The organism is Limnohabitans sp. JirII-29 (assembly GCF_003063395.1).
GTDB lineage: Bacteria > Pseudomonadota > Gammaproteobacteria > Burkholderiales > Burkholderiaceae_C > Limnohabitans.
Genome location: NZ_NESB01000007.1, coordinates 1 through 19,408, shown reverse-complemented (window position 1 = coordinate 19,408; position 19,408 = coordinate 1). Strand labels below are relative to the sequence as shown.

At 58.2% G+C, this 19,408-nt stretch carries 22 protein-coding genes and 1 pseudogene; 8 read left to right on the top strand and 15 right to left on the bottom strand.

Annotation, left to right across the window (positions count from 1 at the left end):
• Window positions 1–8: 8 nt before the first annotated feature.
• The 3 genes from secB to B9Z39_RS11790 all read right to left on the bottom strand — a co-directional run bounded on the left by secB (window position 9) and on the right by B9Z39_RS11790 (window position 1,205).
• Complete coding sequence (secB, locus tag B9Z39_RS11800) at window positions 9–440, bottom strand: protein-export chaperone SecB (protein WP_100146322.1); 432 nt, start codon at window positions 438–440, stop codon at window positions 9–11.
• A gap of 79 nt (window positions 441–519) precedes the next feature.
• Complete coding sequence (gene grxC, locus B9Z39_RS11795) at window positions 520–777, bottom strand: glutaredoxin 3 (protein WP_100146321.1); 258 nt, start codon at window positions 775–777, stop codon at window positions 520–522.
• 20 nt (window positions 778–797) lie between these two features.
• On the bottom strand, window positions 798–1,205 hold the full coding sequence (locus B9Z39_RS11790; protein ID WP_100146320.1) for a rhodanese-like domain-containing protein: 408 nt from the start codon (window positions 1,203–1,205) through the stop codon (window positions 798–800).
• Window positions 1,206–1,306: 101 nt separating this feature from the next.
• Here B9Z39_RS11790 and gpmA point away from each other — a divergent pair, with 101 nt between their 5' ends.
• From gpmA to B9Z39_RS11775, 3 genes are all read left to right on the top strand, one after another.
• Window positions 1,307–2,050: a 2,3-diphosphoglycerate-dependent phosphoglycerate mutase gene (gpmA, locus tag B9Z39_RS11785; protein WP_100146319.1), complete on the top strand. Its 744-nt coding sequence runs from the start codon at window positions 1,307–1,309 to the stop codon at window positions 2,048–2,050.
• Between the two features lie 80 nt (window positions 2,051–2,130).
• The gene (locus tag B9Z39_RS11780; RefSeq protein WP_100146485.1) at window positions 2,131–3,591 is read left to right on the top strand and encodes a S41 family peptidase; all 1,461 of its coding nucleotides are present in this window, start codon (window positions 2,131–2,133) and stop codon (window positions 3,589–3,591) included.
• An 18-nt stretch (window positions 3,592–3,609) separates the two neighbouring features.
• Window positions 3,610–4,362 (top strand): molybdopterin-synthase adenylyltransferase MoeB, encoded by a 753-nt coding sequence (locus B9Z39_RS11775; protein ID WP_100146318.1) that lies wholly within the window; start codon window positions 3,610–3,612, stop codon window positions 4,360–4,362.
• A gap of 9 nt (window positions 4,363–4,371) precedes the next feature.
• Here the strand turns inward: B9Z39_RS11775 and B9Z39_RS11770 are convergent, their stop codons facing one another.
• Window positions 4,372–4,938 carry a thermonuclease family protein gene (locus tag B9Z39_RS11770; protein WP_233202573.1) on the bottom strand — a complete coding sequence of 189 codons (567 nt, stop codon included), beginning with the start codon at window positions 4,936–4,938 and terminating at the stop codon, window positions 4,372–4,374.
• 42 nt (window positions 4,939–4,980) lie between these two features.
• Here B9Z39_RS11770 and B9Z39_RS11765 point away from each other — a divergent pair, with 42 nt between their 5' ends.
• Window positions 4,981–6,657, top strand: a complete 1,677-nt coding sequence (locus B9Z39_RS11765; RefSeq protein ID WP_100146317.1) for a SulP family inorganic anion transporter — start codon at window positions 4,981–4,983, stop codon at window positions 6,655–6,657.
• 38 nt (window positions 6,658–6,695) lie between these two features.
• Window positions 6,696–7,976: a DNA-directed DNA polymerase gene (locus B9Z39_RS11760; protein ID WP_100146316.1), complete on the top strand. Its 1,281-nt coding sequence runs from the start codon at window positions 6,696–6,698 to the stop codon at window positions 7,974–7,976.
• Between the two features lie 12 nt (window positions 7,977–7,988).
• Here the strand turns inward: B9Z39_RS11760 and B9Z39_RS11755 are convergent, their stop codons facing one another.
• The 5 genes from B9Z39_RS11755 to B9Z39_RS11735 are packed head-to-tail and all read right to left on the bottom strand — an operon-like array spanning window position 7,989 to window position 11,944.
• Window positions 7,989–8,837: a DUF429 domain-containing protein gene (locus tag B9Z39_RS11755; RefSeq protein WP_100146315.1), complete on the bottom strand. Its 849-nt coding sequence runs from the start codon at window positions 8,835–8,837 to the stop codon at window positions 7,989–7,991.
• A 23-nt stretch (window positions 8,838–8,860) separates the two neighbouring features.
• Window positions 8,861–9,286 (bottom strand): BLUF domain-containing protein, encoded by a 426-nt coding sequence (locus B9Z39_RS11750; RefSeq protein WP_100146314.1) that lies wholly within the window; start codon window positions 9,284–9,286, stop codon window positions 8,861–8,863.
• A gap of 4 nt (window positions 9,287–9,290) precedes the next feature.
• Complete coding sequence (folE, locus tag B9Z39_RS11745) at window positions 9,291–9,992, bottom strand: GTP cyclohydrolase I (protein WP_233202572.1); 702 nt, start codon at window positions 9,990–9,992, stop codon at window positions 9,291–9,293.
• Between the two features lie 36 nt (window positions 9,993–10,028).
• The gene (clsB, locus tag B9Z39_RS11740; RefSeq protein ID WP_100146312.1) at window positions 10,029–11,207 is read right to left on the bottom strand and encodes a cardiolipin synthase ClsB; all 1,179 of its coding nucleotides are present in this window, start codon (window positions 11,205–11,207) and stop codon (window positions 10,029–10,031) included.
• Window positions 11,207–11,944, bottom strand: coding sequence for an endonuclease/exonuclease/phosphatase family protein (locus B9Z39_RS11735; protein WP_100146311.1), 738 nt, complete (start codon window positions 11,942–11,944; stop codon window positions 11,207–11,209). Before B9Z39_RS11735 ends, clsB begins: the two co-directional genes overlap by 1 nt.
• Before the next feature lie 182 nt (window positions 11,945–12,126).
• Here B9Z39_RS11735 and B9Z39_RS11730 point away from each other — a divergent pair, with 182 nt between their 5' ends.
• Together B9Z39_RS11730 and B9Z39_RS11725 are read left to right on the top strand one after the other, a co-directional pair.
• On the top strand, window positions 12,127–12,768 hold the full coding sequence (locus B9Z39_RS11730) for a hypothetical protein (protein ID WP_100146310.1): 642 nt from the start codon (window positions 12,127–12,129) through the stop codon (window positions 12,766–12,768).
• Window positions 12,769–12,781: 13 nt separating this feature from the next.
• The gene (locus B9Z39_RS11725; protein ID WP_108301867.1) at window positions 12,782–13,903 is read left to right on the top strand and encodes a class I SAM-dependent methyltransferase; all 1,122 of its coding nucleotides are present in this window, start codon (window positions 12,782–12,784) and stop codon (window positions 13,901–13,903) included.
• Here B9Z39_RS11725 and B9Z39_RS11720 read toward each other — a convergent pair.
• A complete protein-coding gene (locus B9Z39_RS11720) occupies window positions 13,869–14,798 on the bottom strand; it encodes an alpha/beta fold hydrolase (protein ID WP_108301866.1) in 930 nt (309 codons plus the stop codon). The genes B9Z39_RS11725 and B9Z39_RS11720 overlap by 35 nt on opposite strands.
• Before the next feature lie 79 nt (window positions 14,799–14,877).
• Here B9Z39_RS11720 and B9Z39_RS11715 point away from each other — a divergent pair, with 79 nt between their 5' ends.
• Window positions 14,878–15,480, top strand: a complete 603-nt coding sequence (locus B9Z39_RS11715; RefSeq protein ID WP_233248992.1) for an ATP-binding cassette domain-containing protein — start codon at window positions 14,878–14,880, stop codon at window positions 15,478–15,480.
• Between the two features lie 85 nt (window positions 15,481–15,565).
• Here B9Z39_RS11715 and aspS read toward each other — a convergent pair whose 3' ends face one another.
• The 5 genes and pseudogenes from aspS to B9Z39_RS17275 all read right to left on the bottom strand — a co-directional run.
• Window positions 15,566–17,380: an aspartate--tRNA ligase gene (gene aspS / locus B9Z39_RS11710; RefSeq protein ID WP_100146306.1), complete on the bottom strand. Its 1,815-nt coding sequence runs from the start codon at window positions 17,378–17,380 to the stop codon at window positions 15,566–15,568.
• 2 nt (window positions 17,381–17,382) lie between these two features.
• Window positions 17,383–18,009, bottom strand: a complete 627-nt coding sequence (locus B9Z39_RS11705; RefSeq protein WP_108301864.1) for a DUF502 domain-containing protein — start codon at window positions 18,007–18,009, stop codon at window positions 17,383–17,385.
• Window positions 18,010–18,039: 30 nt separating this feature from the next.
• Window positions 18,040–18,372: an FmdB family zinc ribbon protein gene (locus B9Z39_RS11700; protein WP_100146304.1), complete on the bottom strand. Its 333-nt coding sequence runs from the start codon at window positions 18,370–18,372 to the stop codon at window positions 18,040–18,042.
• 91 nt (window positions 18,373–18,463) lie between these two features.
• A pseudogene (locus B9Z39_RS11695) lies at window positions 18,464–19,276 on the bottom strand (sodium:solute symporter); the annotation flags it as partial.
• A 41-nt stretch (window positions 19,277–19,317) separates the two neighbouring features.
• The coding region (locus tag B9Z39_RS17275) for an integrase core domain-containing protein (protein ID WP_143474155.1) at window positions 19,318–19,408 on the bottom strand (91 nt) is incomplete at its 5' end.

Below are 19,408 nucleotides of genomic sequence, written 5' to 3'. Positions count from 1 at the left end.
GTCAAAGATTACTGTGCCGCAGCTTGTTGCTGCTCGTACATGGCCTGGAAGTTGATTTCCGCCAAGTGCACAGGTGGGAAGCCAGCGCGTTGAATCACATCGGCCACGTTGCCACGCAGGTAGGGGTAGACGATTTGCGGACAAGCAATACCCACCACAGCACCCATTTGGTCTTCCGGCAAGTTGCGGATTTCAAAAATACCGGCTTGCTTGGCTTCCACCAAAAACACGGTTTTGTCTTGCAGCTTGGTGGTCACGGTGGCGGTGACGGTCACTTCCACCACGCCGTCGGCCACTTGTTCCATGCCAACGCCCAACTGAATGTCCACGGAAGGCTGCTCTTGTGACGTCAAGATGGCGGGTGAGTTGGGTTGCTCCAACGACAGGTCTTTCAAGTAGACGCGCTGAATTTGGAACACGGGGGTGAGGTCGTCAGACATTTTTTTCCTTGTACAAAAAAGCCCGCGTCGGCGAACACCGAAGCGGGCAGCAAATCGGGATGGCGCCGATTATGTCAGCTCAAGATTGCAGCAAAGGCACCAAACCGCCTTGGCTGTCGAGAGCGATCAAGTCGTCACAACCGCCCACGTGGGTGTCGCCAATGAAGATTTGAGGGACGGTGCGTCGACCCGTCAGGTCCATCATGCGCATGCGCTCGTCAGGGTTGGTGTCGACACGCACTTCTTCGATATGTGCCACGCCTTTGGCTTGAAGAATTTGTTTGGCCCGAACGCAGTAAGGGCAAACAGCGGTGGTGTACATCTTGACGGCTTGCATGAGGGTCTTTCTTTAAAAATTCAAGCTTTGGTGACGGGAAGATTAGCTTCTTTCCAAGCTTTCAGCCCACCTTGCAACGAATGCACCTTCTCATAGCCCAGTTTTTGTGCCACAGCCTGGGCGCGTTTGGAGCGGACGCCCGAGGCGCACATCATGATCAACGGCACGCTTTTGTTCTTGACCACGGCGGGCAAACGCGCTTCCAGTTGGTCCAGGGGCACATGCACAGCACCCGACACGTGACCAGCGGCAAACTCGTCGTCGCCACACACATCAATGACCACGCCTTTTTCGCGGTTCATGCATTGCACCGCTTGCGTAGGCGACAGGCCAGAGCCCGCTGCATCTTGCACCACGGGCAGCAGCAAAAAGAAGCCGCTGGTCAGCGCAACAGCAATCAACATCCAGTTGTCGAGGATAAATTTCACGGGGGGTCCAGTTCAGGAGAAGTTGTAGTAAAAAAATCAGTGTCAGGACGGCATTCTAAAATCAGCCCACTCCTTTAGCTGACTTTGTTTCAAAACACCCTATGTACAAGCTCGTTTTAATCCGCCACGGCGAATCCACCTGGAACCTTGAAAACCGCTTCACCGGCTGGACCGATGTGGACTTAACCCCCACCGGCATCGCCCAAGCGCAAAACGCGGGTCGTCTGCTCAAGGCGGAAGGTTTTCAATTTGATGTGGCCTACACCAGCGTGTTGAAACGCGCCATCCGTACCCTGTACCTGGCGTTGGAAGAAATGGACTGCACCTGGCTGCCCGTGGTCAAAAGCTGGCGACTCAACGAGCGCCATTACGGCGGCTTGCAAGGTTTGAACAAAGCCGACATGGCCAAGCAGTACGGCGAAGACCAGGTGCTGATCTGGCGTCGCAGCTATGACACGCCCCCACCGGTGCTAGAAGCCACCGACCCCCGCAGCGAACGCAGCGACCCGCGCTACGCCAAGCTCGCGCCGGAACAAGTGCCGCTGACCGAGTGTTTGAAAGACACCGTGGAGCGCGTGATGCCGTTCTGGAACGAATCGATGGCACCGGCCATCAAGGCAGGCAAACGGATTGTGGTGGCCGCACACGGCAACTCGATCCGCGCTTTGGTGAAGTACCTGGACAACATCTCCGACCAAGACATCGTGGGGCTGAACATCCCCAATGGCATTCCCTTGGTGTATGAGCTTGACGAGAACCTCCAGCCCATTCGCCACTACTACCTGGGTGACGCACAAGCCGCCGCCAAAGCGGCTGCCGCAGTGGCCTCACAAGGCAAAGGCTAATTACCTGCCAGACACAATGCGCCGTGCGGGCGCGTTGTATATTGAGCCTCTCTTACATCACGTCTACACGCAAGGGCACCATGGGCCACAAACTCAAGATCGCAGGTTGGATCACCGTCGGGGCATTGACCGGGGCACTCACCACCGTGTCACTGCAAACCACGGCACGCGCCAACATGGCACCACTACCGCTGGAAGAGTTGCAACAACTCGCCGCTGTGTTCAGCATGGTCAAGAGCGATTACGTCGAGGCCGTGGACGAGAAAAAACTCATCAACGACGCCATCACTGGCATGGTGGCCAGCCTGGACCCACACTCGCAGTACTACGACAAGAAAACTTTCAAAGAGTTCCGCGAAGGCACCACGGGTCGTTTTGTGGGCGTGGGCATTGAGATCACCCAGGAAGAGGGTCTGGTCAAGGTGGTGTCCCCCATCGAAGGCTCCCCAGCTTTCCGAGCTGGCATGAAGTCGGGCGACCTGATCACCAAGATTGATGACACCGTGGTCAAGGGCCTGTCGCTCAATGACGCCGTGAAACGCATGCGCGGTGAGCCTGGTACCAAAGTGCTGTTGACCATCTTCCGCAAAGACGAGAACCGCACCTTCCCTGTGACCATCGTGCGCGAGGAAATCAAAACTCAAAGCGTCAAGGGCAAAGTGATTGAGCCTGGGCTGGGCTGGATTCGTTTGAGCCAGTTCCAAGAACGCTCGGTAGAAGACTTCACCAAAAAACTCGAAGAGATTTACAAGCAAGAACCCAAGCTCAAAGGCTTGGTGCTTGACCTGCGCAACGACCCAGGCGGTTTGCTGGATGCTGCAGTGGCCGTGTCGGCTGTGTTCTTACCAGAGAACGTGACCGTGGTATCAACCAACGGTCAAATGGCTGAAAGTAAATTTGCCTACAAAGCCTCGCCCGAGTTTTACCGCCGTGGCAATGCCGACCCGATTGCCCGCCTGCAACAAAACACCAAAGGTATTTACAAAAATGTGCCGCTGGTGGTGTTGGTGAACGAAGGCTCGGCTTCGGCCAGCGAGATCGTGGCAGGTGCGCTGCAAGACCACAAACGCGCCACCATCATGGGCAGCCAAACCTTTGGCAAGGGCTCGGTGCAGACCGTGCGCCAGTTAGGCACAGACACTGCCCTGAAGATCACCACCGCGCGCTACTACACCCCCAGCGGACGCTCTATCCAGGCCAAAGGCATCGTGCCCGATGTGCTGTTAGATGACACCGCAGAGGGCAGTCCGTATGCCATCTTGCGCATGCGTGAGGCCGACCTCGACAAGCACCTGCAAAGCGGCCAGGGCAATGAAGCCACGAAAGAACAAGAAAAAGAGCGCGAAAAGGCGCGTGAAGAAGCCATCAAGCGCTTGGAAGAAGAGTCCAAAAAACCCAACAGCGAACGCCGCCCGCCCGAGTTTGGCAGCGACAAGGACTTCCAGTTGCAACAGGCCATCCAGCGTCTCAAAGGACTGCCTGTGTTGGCTAGCAAAACACAAACCGAGCGCCCTCCTGTCGTGGAAGCCAAAGACAAGTGACACACGGGTGAGCCTGCCGTGAACGACGACCAACTGCTGCGCTACTCGCGCCACATCCTGTTGGATGACCTCGGTGTGGAGGGCCAACAACGCTTGCTCGACAGCCATGCCTTGATCGTCGGCGCAGGTGGGCTGGGCTCTCCAGTGGCGATGTATCTGGCGGCATCGGGTGTGGGCCACATCACGATTGCTGATCATGATGTGGTGGACCTCACCAACCTGCAACGCCAAATCGCCCACACCACCGAGCGTGTCGGCATGAGCAAGGTGGCCTCGGCCACCCAAGCCATGCAGGCCTTGAACCCCGAGGTGCGCGTGAGCGCTTTGGCACACAAGCTCGACGCCACAGAACTCGACGCCTTGGTACCCACCGTGCAAGTGGTGGTGGACTGCTGCGACAACTTCGCCACTCGCCAAGCGGTGAACGCAGCCTGCGTGAAACACCGCGTGCCCCTGGTGTCGGGCGCGGCAATTCGCATGGACTCACAACTGGCGGTGTACGACGCACGCGACGCCAAGTCGCCCTGTTACGCCTGCATCTTCCCGCCCGACGAAGCCCCTGAAGAAGTGCGTTGCGCCACCCTGGGGGTGCTCGCGCCTTTGGTAGGCGTGATCGGTAGCTTGCAGGCCATGGAAACCGTCAAATTACTGGCGGGGTTGGGTTCACGCCTGACGGGCCGTTTGCAAATGCTCGACGGACGCAGCCTGGAATGGAACGAGGTGCGCTTGCAGCGCAACCCCAGCTGCCCGGTGTGCAGCCACGCCCATTGAATTGACGCGTCAAGGGCAAGCGCCAAAGCGCTTCCTGAACCAACGTGGCGGCATGGCACGTGGGTCTGCAAACAAGCCCCTGCGTTGCCCTTGTGCCTGCATTTGTAAAGCGTCATACACGCCCGCCTGCTGCTGGTAGCTGTACGACCACGCATGGCCTTGCGCCACCATCCAAGCCCCCACGTCATGGCCCTGGCGTGACAGCTGCGCCAGCAAGCGCCCATAGGTGTCGCGGTGGTGGCCCAACACCTCGACCGTTTGGCCTTGCAACAAAGCATGCAAGGCATCACGCGATTGAGGGCCCCAGGTTTGGCAAATCTCTGGGGCGTCAATACCCAGCAAGCGCACCTTGTGCACCTCACCTCCTTGGACCGACTGCACCCACACGGTGTCACCGTCGCTGACATGCGTGACCACACCGACCCAAGCTCGCTCAACGCTGGCCAGCGTCACCCCCGCCCATAGGCAAACCACGCCCACGCAGGCGCGCAACCGATAGAGAGTTCTGAGTTTTTGCATCACGACATATTGGACGCCATTGACCACCGAAGATTTGGCAGCGTCGCTCACAGACATCGAGAGGCAGCCGTTGATACAGCCCCCAGTTAGGATCGACCCATGCGTGATTTGAAACACTGGTTTCCGTTTTTAAACTGGCCTCGCCCTACCCCACAACTGCTACACAGCGAGGCCTTTGCCGGCTTGAGTGTGGGCTTGATGGTCATCCCACAAGGCGTGGCCTATGCCGCGCTGGCGGGCATGCCCTTGATCACGGGCATTTATGCCTCGCTCATTCCGGCGCTGGTGGCGGTGCTGTTCAGCGCGTCAAGCCGCTTGTCGGTCGGGCCCACCGCCCTCACCGCCATCTTGGTGTCGGCTTCGCTCACAGGCATGGCCGAGCCGGGCAGCGCCGAGTGGGTCAACCTCACCGTGTGGCTGTCGCTGATGACGGGTTTGCTGCAAGTGGGCTTGGGGTTTGCGCGTTTTGGCTGGCTGTTGAATTTGGTCAGCTCCCCCGTGTTGATGGCCTTCACGCAAGGGGCAGGTGTGCTGATCATTGTCTCGCAACTGCCCGCGCTGCTGGGCCTCACGCACGGTTGGTCATCGCTGTGGCAGCCGCAGCACATCGACGGGGCCAGCTTGCTGTTTGGGCTGGTGACCTTGGTGCTGCTGGTGTGGGCACGCCGCTGGCGCCCCACGTTTCCCACCGTGCTGGTGGTGGTTTTAGGTGCTGCGGGTGTGAGCGCTGGGCTGAACTTACCGGCCCAAGGCACAGCGGTGGTGGGTGCCTTGCCGCAAGGTCTGCCCAGTGTGTACTGGCCCACGGTGTTGGACTGGGAAACCTTCAAACACTTGGTGTTGCCCACGCTGGTGATCACCCTGGTGAGCTTTTTAGAAACCGCCTCGAGTGCCAAGGTCGACAACGACCGCAGTGGCAAACGCTGGGACCAAGACCAAGACCTGATTGGCCAAGGCTTGGGCAAAGTGGCCTCGGGTTTGTGTGGCGCGTTTCCCACCAGTTCTTCGTTTTCGCGTTCGGCCTTGAATCTGTACGCAGGCGCACAGTCTGCGTGGGCGACGGTGTTTTCTGTCGGCGTGATTTTGCTGATCTTGCTGTGGTTCACCTCGGTGCTACAACCCGTGCCGCAGTCGGTGTTGGCAGCGATTGTGGTGGCGGCCGTGATGGGGTTGATCAAGCCACGCGCGTTTGTGAAGCTGTACACCATCAACCGAGTCGAAGCCGCCACGGCGGTCGTGACCTTGGTGATCACCCTGCTGTCGGCGCCGCGTTTGTATTGGGGCGTGTTGGCTGGCATGCTGATGGGCTTGAGCCACTTCTTGCACACGCGTTTGCACCCACGCATCATCGAAGTGGGCTTGCATGCCGATGGCAGCCTGCGCGACCGCCACTTGTGGAAACTGCCCCCCTTGGCCCCACAGCTCTATGCCCTGCGCATGGATGCCGAGTTGGACTTTGCCGCGGCCAGCTCATTGGAGAGAGCGGTGGTGGAGCACCTGAGCCACCACCACGACGTGCATCATGTCTGCCTGTTTGCCCAGCCGATCAACCGCATTGACGCCACGGGTGTGGAGAGCCTAGCCAAGCTCGAAGCCATGCTGGCGGAGCGATGCATCACCCTGCACATCAGCGGCATGAAGCTGCCCGTCGAAACCGTGTTGCACCGTGCAGGCTGCTTGCAACCCCACGCGGGCTTGCGCATGTACCGCACCGATGCAGAGGCGATTCATGCCTTGCAGCGGGTGGATGACTTCACCGAAGAGTGGCACATTTGACACCATGATACTGTATTTAAATACAGTATCATGGGCAGATGCTCCGCACCCTCTTCGTCGACTTCAACAGCTATTTCGCCTCGGTTGAGCAGCAGCTCAACCCTGCACTGCGCGGTCGGGCAGTAGGCGTGGTGCCCGTGATGGCCGAGACGTCGTGCTGCATTGCAGCCAGCGTGGAGGCCAAGACGTTTGGCATTCGCACCGGCACCGGCGTAGCCGAAGCGCGCCGCTTGTGCCCCGACATTCACTTTGTGCTGGCCGACCACGCCAAGTACGTGGAGATTCACCACCAGGCCGTGGCTGCCGTTGACCGCATCGTGCCAGTGCGACAGGTGCTGAGCATTGACGAGATGGAGTGCGAGTTGACAGGCCGCTGGCGCGAGCGTGACCGCGCTGTGGCCCTGGCGCAGCAAGTGAAGGCCGAGGTGCAACGCACGGTGGGCGAATGTTTGCGCAGCTCAATTGGCATTGCGCCCAACACCATGCTCGGCAAGTTGGCATCTGACATGCATAAGCCCAACGGATTGACGGTGATTGAACTGCACGAGTTGCCTGAGCGCTTGTACCCGCTCAAGCTGTCTGACATTCAAGGCATTGGCCCACGCATGCGCGAGCGTTTGGCACGCTGCGGCATTGAGTCGATGCAGCAGTTGTATGCCGCCCCGCGCAATGTGCTGCACACCGCCTGGGGCGGTTTGGCGGGGTCAGACATGTACGACAAGCTGCGTGGTCAGTGGTATGGGCCACGCGAAACCGTGACGCGCTCGCTCGGGCATTCGCATGTGTTGCCGCCTGAGCTGCGCAACCCGCAAGGGGCATGGCAGGTGCTGAACCGCCTGACGCAAAAGGCGGCCATGCGGCTGCGCAAACAAGGTTTTTATGCCACGGCCATGCAGGTGTTTGCACGTTGCGCCCACCGCTGGCAAACCGAGCCGGGTGGCGAGCGCTACACACAGATGGGTGAAACACAAGACACCGCCACGCTGCTGCATGCCCTGGAGCAACTGTGGTTCAGTGGCTTGCATCGTTTGCCCCGTCCCCTGGCCGTGGGGGTGCAGCTGTGTGGGCTGGTGCCCGCGGCGCAACACACACCCGATTTGTTTGACGCTCCGGCGTTTGAGCTTGGCGCGGCACCGGGACACACCGGGCAAAACCGCGCCGTGCAGCGTGACCGCACTCGCCTGATGGCGGCAATGGACATCTTGAACCGCACGCATGGCAAGAATGCGGTGTACTTTGCCAGCGCACACGAGGCGCTGGACACCGCGCCGATGCGCATTGCCTTCAATCGAATTCCTGACCTGGAAACCGAGCGCTGACGCACAGGCAGCTCAGGCGGTGACGATCCACCCCTCCAGCGGATCACACGCAGGCAAGCCATAGTGCGGGTGCCCTGCTTCGTGCTGCGTCTGAGCCCATGCAGCTTGCACCATGCACAGCACAGCATCCAAGCTGTCGCCGGAGGCGTCGTCTACCAAGGTGTCGTGTTGGGCGTGGGTGAGTTTGAGGCGAAGACCCAAGCGGGTCTGGCCCAACTCCAGGGCCTGCAACAGTTGCTTGCGGGCAATCAAGCGCTCAGGGGTTTGCTTGGCTTTGTCGTCGCTTTTGTAGCTGGTATTGCCAATCAGCTCTCGCGCCAACAAGCCAGGGTAGGCCTCCAAGGCAATGCGTCGCTCTACAGATGGGTGACTCACGGGGGCAGGCACATGCAAGCGTGGCACACACACACCAGCTTGCATGAGCAAAGGCACACCGGCGTGCAGCATGTAGGCCACAGGCGGGTTGACCCACTTCATGGAAGGGCTGGAGCCCGCCGGTATGTCAGTGGCGCGATGGGCAAATTTGCCGCCCACAGGGCGTGCATCGCAAAAGGCTTTGAAGGTCGCGCGGATGTCGGCACGACTCAGGGCGGCATAGTGCTGCATGCAGGCTTGCCAATCGGTCGGCCAGCCCAAGGTCTGCACCAGTTCACGCGGCAAGCCAAAAGGCAAATCAAAACCACCCACCCAAGCCTGCGGTTGTTGCAGCCAATTGGCAAAGTCTGGCAGGGTGTGCAAGCGCACCAGCTCGCGCAACTGAACCCGACCTTGCGCCACATGGCCCAGGGCCAACACGATGGGTTTACGTGGAGAGGGGCTGCTGCTGAAGTCGCAGCCCAGCAAAACAGGCGAGGCACTCATGCCGGCCAAACTGCAAGGCGTGTTCAGGCGCGGCCGACGATGGACGCGGTGGCCATCAACTCTTCCAGCAGCGCAAACGACACTTGGCCCGACACGCCGTAGGGGTCGAGCTCTGCGGTTTCAGAGTACTTGAGCACGATGGAGGGGTTGAGTTTGTCCAGTCGCACCTGACCCATGGTCCATCCACCAAAACGGCGTTCGCTGATTTCTTGGTAACTGAGCAAGACCACGTCTTTGTGACGCTCATCGCGCACGATGTGGGTATAGAGCGCGTTGACTTGGTTGCGCCCGCCCTCAATGGCTTGCAGGTAAATGCCCCCGCCATAGCACAACACACCGGTGATGCCGTTGCCAAGATTGTGGTCACGCGCACTGGCCAAGATGGACTCGGTGGCTTCGGGCGACTCAGGGTGCACCGCACGGCTCACATACAACAAACGAACCAGCATGGCATCAGTCCTTTTTAGGAATCAGAGACAAAAACTCACGGCGCAAGTTGGGGTCTTTCAAGAAAGCACCGCGCATGACCGAGTTGATCATCTTGCTGTCCATGTCTTTGACACCGCGCCAAGACATGCAAAAGTGGCTGGCTTCCATGACGATGGCCAAGCCATCGGGCTGTGTTTTTTCTTGGATCAAGTCAGCCAGTTGCACCACAGCCTCTTCTTGAATTTGAGGACGCCCCATGACCCATTCGGCCAAGCGCGCGTATTTAGACAAGCCGATCACGTTGGTACGTTCGTTGGGCAACACACCAATCCAGATCTTGCCGATCACCGGGCAAAAGTGGTGGCTGCATGCGCTGCGCACGGTGATGGGCCCGACGATCATCAACTCATTGAGGTGTTCGGCGTTGGGGAATTCGGTGATGGCAGGAGCCGTGAGGTAACGCCCCTTGAAGACTTCTTGCAAGTACATCTTGGCCACACGACGGGCAGTGTCGCCCGTGTTGTGGTCATGCTCGGTGTCAATGACCAGACTGTCGAGCACGCCTTGCATCTTGATTTCGACCTCGTTGAGCAAGGCCTCCAACTCACCAGGTTGGATGAACTCGGCAATGTTGTCGTTGGAGTGGTAGCGCTTGCGCGCGGCGGTCAAACGCTCGCGAATCTTGACCGAAACGGGCGTGCCTTCGAAGGTGTCTTTCTCATTCATGGCGAGCATGGTAGCAGCGAACGTAAAGCCCCACAGTCAGTACCGCTTGCCCGTCAAAAACACCCCAAAGCGCAAGACCAAAGAGGCCATCATGTCCACGGCGCGCTGCCACCAACCACGCTGAACATAAGCCTGTGGATCGACCTTGACGGAACCTGTGTCCATGGCATCCACCACACTGGCTTGCAGGGTTTGGGCCAACGTGGCATCACGCACCACGACATTGGCTTCACGCGCCAGCAGCAAACTCAAAGGGTCGAGATTGGACGAGCCCACCGTGGCCCAAACCCCATCGACCACGGCCACTTTGGCATGCAAGAAGCTGGCGTGGTACTCATAAATCTCTACCCCTGCCGCCAACAGCTGGCCATACAACTGACGAGAGGCGTGGTAAGGCAAAAAGTACTCGTAGTGCCCTTGCAGCAGCAAGCGCACACGAACACCGCGCTGCGCAGCCATCACCAGGGCACGACGCAAGCGCAGCCCCGGAAAGAAATAGGCACAGGCCAGCACAATGTCTTGGTGTGCCACACCAATCGCTTTGCGGTAAGCGCGCTCTATGTGGACACGGTGGCGCACGTTGTCACGCAACACCAGTTGCGCGGTGCCTCGGGTTGACAACTGCACGGTCTGATCAGCACTCAACAAAGCATCCAACGCGCCCACCACATCTTTGCTGCGCAATTCGCGCACGGCCTCCAAGCGTGACCAAAGCTGTGTCATGGTGTCGTGCACGGCGTCAACCAAAGGCCCCCGCAGGCTGACCGCGTAATCCAGCCTGGCCACTGCCAGCAAGCCCTTCACATGTGGGTCCAAGAAGTCATCGAGGATGTTGATGCCGCCACAAAAGGCCAGCTCGCGGTCCACCACACACAGCTTGCGATGCAAACGTCGCCAGTGGCTGGGGAGCCACAAGCCGCCGCCACTCAAGGGCGCATACACGCGACATTGCACCCCCGCGCGTTCAAAGCGCTGGCGCCAAACTTCAGGCAGCTCGCGCGTGCCCACGCCGTCGACCACCAAGCAGACAGACACCCCGCGCGCTGCCGCACGCACCATGGCATGTGCAACGTCTGCCGCAGCGCCCGCCGTGTCAAAAATATAGGTCTCCAAACGCACTTCGTGTTGGGCGCTATCCATGGCCTCAATCAGTGCAGGGAACAAGTCCACCGCACCACGCAGCAAGCAAATGTCGTGTGCCGCGTGTTGTTGCATCAGGCAGCATCCCAGGCAAATTCGACCAACAAGGGCAGGTGATCTGACATACGGGCCCAGATGTTGCCTTGTGGCGTGACGCTGTTCACAGCCTGCACGCCCCGCGCATACACGTGGTCCAGTTGAACCAATGGCAAACGTGAGGGATAGGTCGGTGCCGACGCACCCAGGTGCCCTTGAAACCCGAATTCAGCCATCATGCGAGACACCGTGTTGCCCCAATCGTTGAAGTCGCCCGCCACCAGCACCGGCATGTCTGCGGGAACCTCGCGTGCGATGTAGCTTTGCAATTGTTTGACCTGCCGCACGCGACTGGCAGGCAACAAGCCCAAATGCACCACGATGACATGCACATCACGCGTTTGAACTTGCAAGGTGACGTGCAGCAAACCACGCTGTTCAAAGCGATGGTCAGACATGTTTTCATGGCTGTGGTCGACCACAGGCCAACGGCTCAACAACGCGTTGCCATGTTCACCGTGCTTGGTGATGGCATTGGTTCGGTAGATCGCGGTGTAACCCTCGGGGGCTAAAAAATCTGCTTGCCCCATGTCAGGCCAATGCACAAAGCGGCGTGCATGCAAGCGGTTGAAGGCTCGCACCTCTTGCAGGCACACGATGTCTGCATCGAATTGCTCAACCGCATGGCCAAGGTTGTGAATCTCCAAACGACGTGCTGGCCCCAAGCCCTGCACACCTTTGTGAATGTTGTAAGTAGCGATTTTGAAGGTTTTCATGAATATTCAATGATATATATAAAATAAATAATAATTAAAGAAATTGATACAATTTAATTAATTTGTGTTAAAAATCAGAAATGAAAAAAGCTTTACATTTCATATTCGGTACTGTTTTTACCATTTTTACTGAAAACTCAAGGGCTGAGCCCCCCGAGCATAAATGGTCTACCAGTGTCGGAATGAACCATTACAAAGAACCCGAAATGCAACTGCATGGACCTGAGCTGGGGCTACACGTCAGAACACTGAGCCTGGGCAAACAGGCGGGTTTGCTTGGCGAAGGAGACTTGTTTGTCGGTCAGCAACATTACAGCAGCGACAAAACGGGCGCCATGGATCGTGTCATCAACATTGAGTCGCGCTGGCGCAGCATGACCCGTGTGCTGCCCGGCACAGGCAATACCGAGGGGTTGTATGCGGGCTTAGGCATCCACACCTTGTGGAACGATTTACGCGGCACGACCAGCACAGGCAGCGCAGGTTACGAACGACAAGCGGTCCAACTGTGGTTGCCTCTGCGTTGGGTGAGCAGCAACGCGTGGCAAATAGACACCGGCATCTTGTTACGTGGCCAGCACATTTCACGTTTGTCAGAAACCGGCAATGGCAAGCAAGACGTGACCAACACCCAAAAACATGGCACATACGCGCAAATCAGTTGGGACTACAGCCTGGACTCGCGCAACGTGGTCACACCTTACCTGCGCTACACCCACTTGGCAGACTCCGACCAAGTGATAATGAACGGAAAGTATTGGTATGAACCCGACAGCAAACGCTGGCAACTGGGTCTGACTTGGTACTGGAAAAACACCCCCTAGAAATCTCCCCCTTTTGACAGACCCCTTATCTTTGAATTGGCGCGCTGAAAGCGGCGCACCAGCCCCCCGGCGCGTGGTGCTGGCAGACGACACCCTCAATGCAGATGCGGCTTACCGTTTGGCCTGTGAAGGCACGGGTTTGTTATGGCAAGGCGACTTTCACAACGCGCGCCAACTGCTGCAAGCCTTGGTCAGGCGCGCGGACCGCAAGCCACGCAAAGCCGCCAAAACACCAGTAACACACCCCACAGCCGCACAAAGCTTTCACTTGCACCGCCAAGCCTTGGGCCAACGCGCCCGCACACTGGGCATGGTGCTGGTGCCGTTCAACGCTGACTACAGCATTCCCTTGCGCCGCGCACCCGACTTGCGCGTGGCCTGCCAAGAAGCCTGGGGGCCAAGCAACGGTAAAGGCTGCATGGTGTCATTGCGCGAACTCTTAGGCGTGGTGGGCGCGCACGAGTGGCGCAAAAAAGGCGTAGAAATTACGGCCTTGGGAGAGCCTCCCAACAACCGCATCCACCCCTATTACGGCGTGTTCTCCCCCATCCGTGGCGAATATGTGGACTTGGTGGCCAACACCCCACTGCCCGACACGCAATTGGCATTTGACATTGGCGTCGGCACCGGTGTGCTGTCTGCTGTGCTGGCACGACGCGGCGTGCGGTGTGTGGTTGCCACAGACCAAGACCCGCGTGCACTGGCTTGTGCCCGTGAGAACTTGCAGCGCTTGAAGGTGACGCAGGTTGAACTGCTGCAAACCGATTTATTTCCCCCAGGCCAAGCACCCTTGGTCGTGTGCAACCCACCTTGGGTGCCCGCGCGACCTAGCTCGCCCATTGAACATGCGGTGTATGACGAAGGCAGTCGCATGCTGCGAGGCTTCTTGGCGGGCTTGCGCGAACACCTGACGCCACAAGGCGAAGGTTGGCTCATCTTGTCCGACTTGGCAGAGCACCTGGGCCTACGCAGCCGTGAAGAGCTGCTGGACTGGATCACACAGGCCGATCTGCAGGTGCTGGGACGGCACGACATTCGTCCACGCCACAGCAAAGTGATGGACACCAGCGACCCGCTGCATGCAGCCAGGGCCCAAGAAGTTACTTCGCTTTGGCGCCTAGGTAGCGCCGTTTGAGCCAAGGCCAAAAGCCTTGGTCTTGACCGGGTGTGGTGGTCTGTGCCCACAGCTCTTGTTGGGTAAATTCTGAATGTTTCTTATGCGCCACGGGTGCAGGCTTGAGGGCCATCAACACAAATTGGCAAACTGCATCGGTATACGGTGCAGGATGCTCAGCACCGGCAACTAAAAACAGCGGACTACCCGGCAACACGCGCTTGATTTCGTTGAGTTGCTCTCGCGTACACACAGCCGACTCACCGCCATAAATCCAACGTACCGGGCCATTGAAGGTCTCTAAGAGATGCGCAAAGTGCATGCCCTTCCAGTCTTTCTTGTGGGGCAAATCAAAGTGCGTGCTCGATTGCACAGCCTCGACTGACCCAACCGTCACGTTCAGTTGTTGTGCCAGCTCGTGCGGTGCGGGCATACGCCCTCCTTGCTTCATGCTGCCGTACAAACCGTAGATAGCCATCCAATTCAAACTCAAGCCAATGTCGTTGAGGAACAAGCCTTTGATTTGCAACTGCGGGTCTTGCGCCAAGTACATGGCCAAGATGCCCCCCATGCTGGTGCCCAGCACCTCGATACGAGGCACCGGTGCGCCATCTGGCATCACCACCTGGCGCATAAACTGCGCCGTATCTTGCAAATACACCGACATCGCATAGCCGCTGTCGTGGGGCAAGGGGTCAGAGTCGCCCCGACCGCAATGGTCCAGGCTGATGACACGCAAATCGGGAATCGTCTGCGCCGCGCGCAGCAAAGGCTCAAACGTGGTGCGGGTTTCCAGCAGACCGGGCAAGCACAACAGCACCTGCGTGCTGTTGGCGTCACCGACGTCGCTGTAAGCCAGTCGACGTTTTGTCGGTAGCAACTGGCTGAACTGGGTAGGAAGAGATACGGTGGTCATGGATAGGTCATCCTAGTCCATGCTGTTGTCTCAACAAAGGCAACTTGTTGAATAGGATCACACCATGCCGACATCCACCATGAATACCTCTTCTTTTTTGCTGCAAGCACACCACTTGAGCGGCGGACCTGCAGGCTTGTCCATCATTGAGCACCTCAACTTCAACTGCCCCCCAGGTGTGAGTTGGATTTGCGGCGACGAAGGCACTGGCAAAACCACGCTGCTGCGGTTGTTGGCTGGTGATATGCCGCCAACCAGTGGCTCGGTGACGGTGCCCGCCGGTGGCGTGTTCTGGACTGACCTGCAAGCAACCGCACATGACCACACCACCGTGCAAGCCTGCTGGGATGCGCTGCGCAAGCGCTACCCCAACTGGAGCGACGCATTGCAAGACGAGTTGGCACACGCGCTGGACATGCACACACACCGCCACAAACGTTTGAACATGCTGTCCACAGGCAGCCGGCGCAAAGTGATGGTGATTGCCGCGCTGACATCGGGGGCCACCGTCACGTTGCTGGATCAACCGTTTGGCGGGCTTGACCTAGCGTCTATTCGTGTGATCAAAGACTTCTTGCGTGAGGCTGCTGATCGCCCCCACCGCGCGTGGCTAGTGGCCGATTACGAAGCACCGCGCGATGTACCACTGGCGAGTGTGCTGAATTTAGACGCGACGTTGTAAACCACAAACAGGACTCGCCAACAAAAAAGGCGCTGAATGAACTCAGCGCCTTTTTGTTGGCACCGAAGTGCCTGCCTATCAAGGCCTATGAAGCCTTCACTGCGTCCACATTGCGCAAGCGAATGTGCAATTCGCGCAACTGTTTTTCGTCCACCGGGCTTGGCGCTTGGGTCAGCAAGCACTGCGCACGCTGGGTTTTGGGGAAGGCAATCACATCGCGGATCGACTCGGCACCGGTCATCAAAGTGACGATGCGGTCCAAACCAAAAGCCAAGCCACCGTGTGGCGGTGCGCCGTATTGCAGTGCGTCGAGTAAGAAGCCAAATTTCAGCTGGGCTTCTTCAGGCGTGATCTTCAAAGCATCAAACACTTTTTGCTGCACGTCCGCACGGTGGATACGCACTGAGCCGCCGCCCATTTCCCAACCATTCAACACCATGTCGTAGCCCTTGGAGATGCACTTCTCGGGCGCGGTGACCATCCAGTCTTCGTGGCCATCTTTGGGTGCCGTGAAGGGGTGGTGCGTGGCGGTGTAGCGCTGGGCTTCTTCGTCGAACTCGAACATGGGGAAGTCAACCACCCACATCGGGGCCCAACGGTCTTCGAACAAACCGTTTTTCTTGCCGAATTCGCTGTGGCCAATTTTGATGCGCAGCGCACCGATGGCGTCGTTGACGATCTTGGCCTTGTCGGCACCAAAGAAAATCAGGTCACCGTTTTGTGCGCCAGAGCGTTCCAGCACGGCGTTCAATGCTGCGTCATGGATGTTCTTGACGATGGGCGACTGCAAACCGTCACGCCCTTTGGAAAGGTCGTTCACGCGGACGTAAGCCAAGCCCTTGGCACCATATATTTTGACGAACTCGGTGTAGGCATCAATCTCGCCACGGCTGATGCCGCCGCCTTCTGCCGAGCCATGGGGCACGCGCAGGGCCACCACGCGACCACCCTTCATGTTGGCGGCGCCAGAGAAGACTTTGAAGTCCACATCGCCCATCACGTCGGTCACTTCTGTGAACTGCAACTTGACGCGCAGGTCTGGCTTGTCCGAACCGTACAAGTGCATTGCGTCGGCGTAGGTCATGACGGGGAACTCGCCCAGGTCAACGTTGATGGTGTTCTTGAACACCGTGGTGATCATGCCTTGGAACATGTCACGGATTTCTTGTTCGTCCAAGAAGGACGTTTCAATATCGATCTGGGTGAATTCAGGCTGGCGGTCAGCGCGCAAGTCTTCGTCACGGAAGCATTTGGTGATTTGGTAGTAGCGGTCGTAGCCGGCCACCATCAACAACTGTTTGAACAACTGGGGCGACTGAGGCAGCGCAAAGAACTGGCCGTCGTGTACACGGCTGGGCACCAAGTAATCGCGTGCGCCTTCGGGCGTGCTCTTGGTGAGCATGGGGGTTTCGATGTCGACAAACCCATTGGCGTCCAGGAACTTGCGCACTTCCATGGACACGCGGTAGCGCAGCATCAGGTTGTTTTGCATGTAGGGGCGACGCAGGTCGAGCACGCGGTGCGTGAGGCGCGTGGTCTCCGACAGGTTGTCGTCGTCGATTTGGAACGGGGGCGTGACCGATGCGTTAAGCACGATCAACTCATGGCACAGCACTTCAATCTTGCCGCTTTTGAGGTTGTCATTGGTGGTGCCTTCAGGACGCGAACGCACCAGGCCCTTGACCTGGATACAAAACTCGTTGCGCACGTCTTCTGCCACCTTGAACATGTCAGGACGGTCGGGGTCGCACACGACTTGCACGTAGCCTTCGCGGTCACGCAAGTCGATGAAGATCACGCCACCGTGGTCACGACGGCGGTTGACCCAGCCACACAGGCTCACCGTTTGGCCAGTCAGGGCTTCGGTCACCAGACCGCAATAGTGGGAACGCATTGCCATGTTCAATTACTCTTTGTTTGAATTGGAGGGGTACCGGGCGACACAGCGCCCATCGAGATCACATAAGTCAGGGCTTCGTCCACGCTCAGGTCAAGCTCTTTGACCTCCGAGCGCGGCACCACCAAAAAGAAGCCGCTGGTGGGGTTGGGTGTGGTGGGCACATACACGCTGACGTAGTCGCCAGGCAGTTTGTCTGCGATCTCACCGCTGGGGGTGCCTGTTTGGAATGCAATGGTCCACACCCCTGCACGCGGGTATTGCACCAACAAGGCTTGCCGAAACGCATTCCCATTGCTGGAAAACAAGGTGTCCGATACTTTTTTGACACTGGTGTAAATGGACTTGACGATTGGGATGTGGGTGAACAACTTGTCCCACTGCTTGACCCACCAGCGTCCTGCCACGTTAGACACCAAAGCCCCGGTGATCAGCAACCCCAAAAACACCAGCACCATGCCCAAACCGGTGATGTCACGCAGTTCAACCAAAGTCTCGTGTGACACCAAGGACGACACGGTGTTGATGAACATGCCGTCCATCACACCGACCAACCAAGTCAGCACCCAGACCGTGATGGCCAAAGGCGTCCAGACCAACAGGCCGGCGAGCAGGTATTTTTTAAGTGGCATGGTGTGCGTGGTGGTGAAGGTGCAAAAAGTTCAATGGCAGGCGCACGAAGCGCCACAACCACCAGCAGCAGCCGGCGCGCTGGCAGCCGTGCTGTCGCCCGAACTGGGGGCTGCTGAGGGTGCGGCCGAGGTATCAGCGCCGCCAGCAGGTGCAACCGGAGGCGCAGAAGTGCCGCCCGAGCCGCCTTTGAAATCGGTGGCGTACCAACCCGACCCTTTGAGCTGAAAGCCCGCAGCGGTGAGCTGTTTGGTAAACGTAGGTTTGCCGCACTCTGGACAATCGGTCAGAGGGGCATCAGAGATTTTTTGCAAAACGTCCTTGGCATGGCCGCAGGACCCGCATTTGTAGGCGTAGATAGGCATGGCTAAAGGATGAGTAAAACCCGCAATTATAGGCGGTGGCCCTGTCTTCAAGCCCCCCAGCACACAGGCGCAGGGCGCCACGCAAACTGGCTCAGGAGGTCACCAGTTTGTGGTGACTGGCGTGGGCGTTGCGAATGGTTTGTGGCCCCAAAGACCCCCCGAGCATGCCCACCAAGCTGGCCATCAGCCCCGCCAGTTGGGCCGGAAACTGCAGACCTGCAGGGGTGAACATGAACAAGCCCCAGGTCAACAAGCCCAACACGATGGCAAAAACCGCCCCCTGAGTGGTGGCACGCGGCCAATACAGGCCGAACACCAACGGCACGAAAGCCCCCACCAACGGCACTTGGTAGGCCTCAGACACCATTTCATAAATCGAGGTGCCTTGCATCGCAATGGCATAGCACAGCACCAACACGCTGAACACCAGCACGGTCACCCGCATGGCGCGCAACTCTTGCTTGTCGCTTTGGTGAGGATGGAACTGACGCCAAATGTTTTCGGTGAAGGTCACACTGGGCGCGAGCAAGGTGGCCGAGGCACACGACTTGATGGCCGACAACAAGGCCCCGAAAAACAGCACCTGCATGACAAACGGCATGTGCTCCATCACCAAAGTAGGCAACACTTTTTGGGGGTCTTCGGCCATCAAGGCGGTGGCCTTCTCGGGCATGATGAGCATGGCGCTGACCACCAAGAACATCGGCACAAACGCAAACAAGATGTAGCAAATGCCCCCAATCACCGGACCGTGGGTGGCGGCCTTGACGCTGTTGGCAGACATCACGCGTTGAAACACATCTTGTTGTGGAATCGACCCAAACATGATGGTGATGGCTGCCGCGAAGAAAAACACCAGGTCTTTGAAATTGGGTTCTGGCCAAAACTTGAACATGTCTTGGCTGATGGTGGTCTTGACCCTGTAATCCAGTACCGTCGGTATATTCAAGTTACCGATTGTTTTTCCCTGAACACGGTCGGTGGCAAATATCCCAACGCACTGTGCGGGTGATAAGAATTGTAGTCATCGAACCAA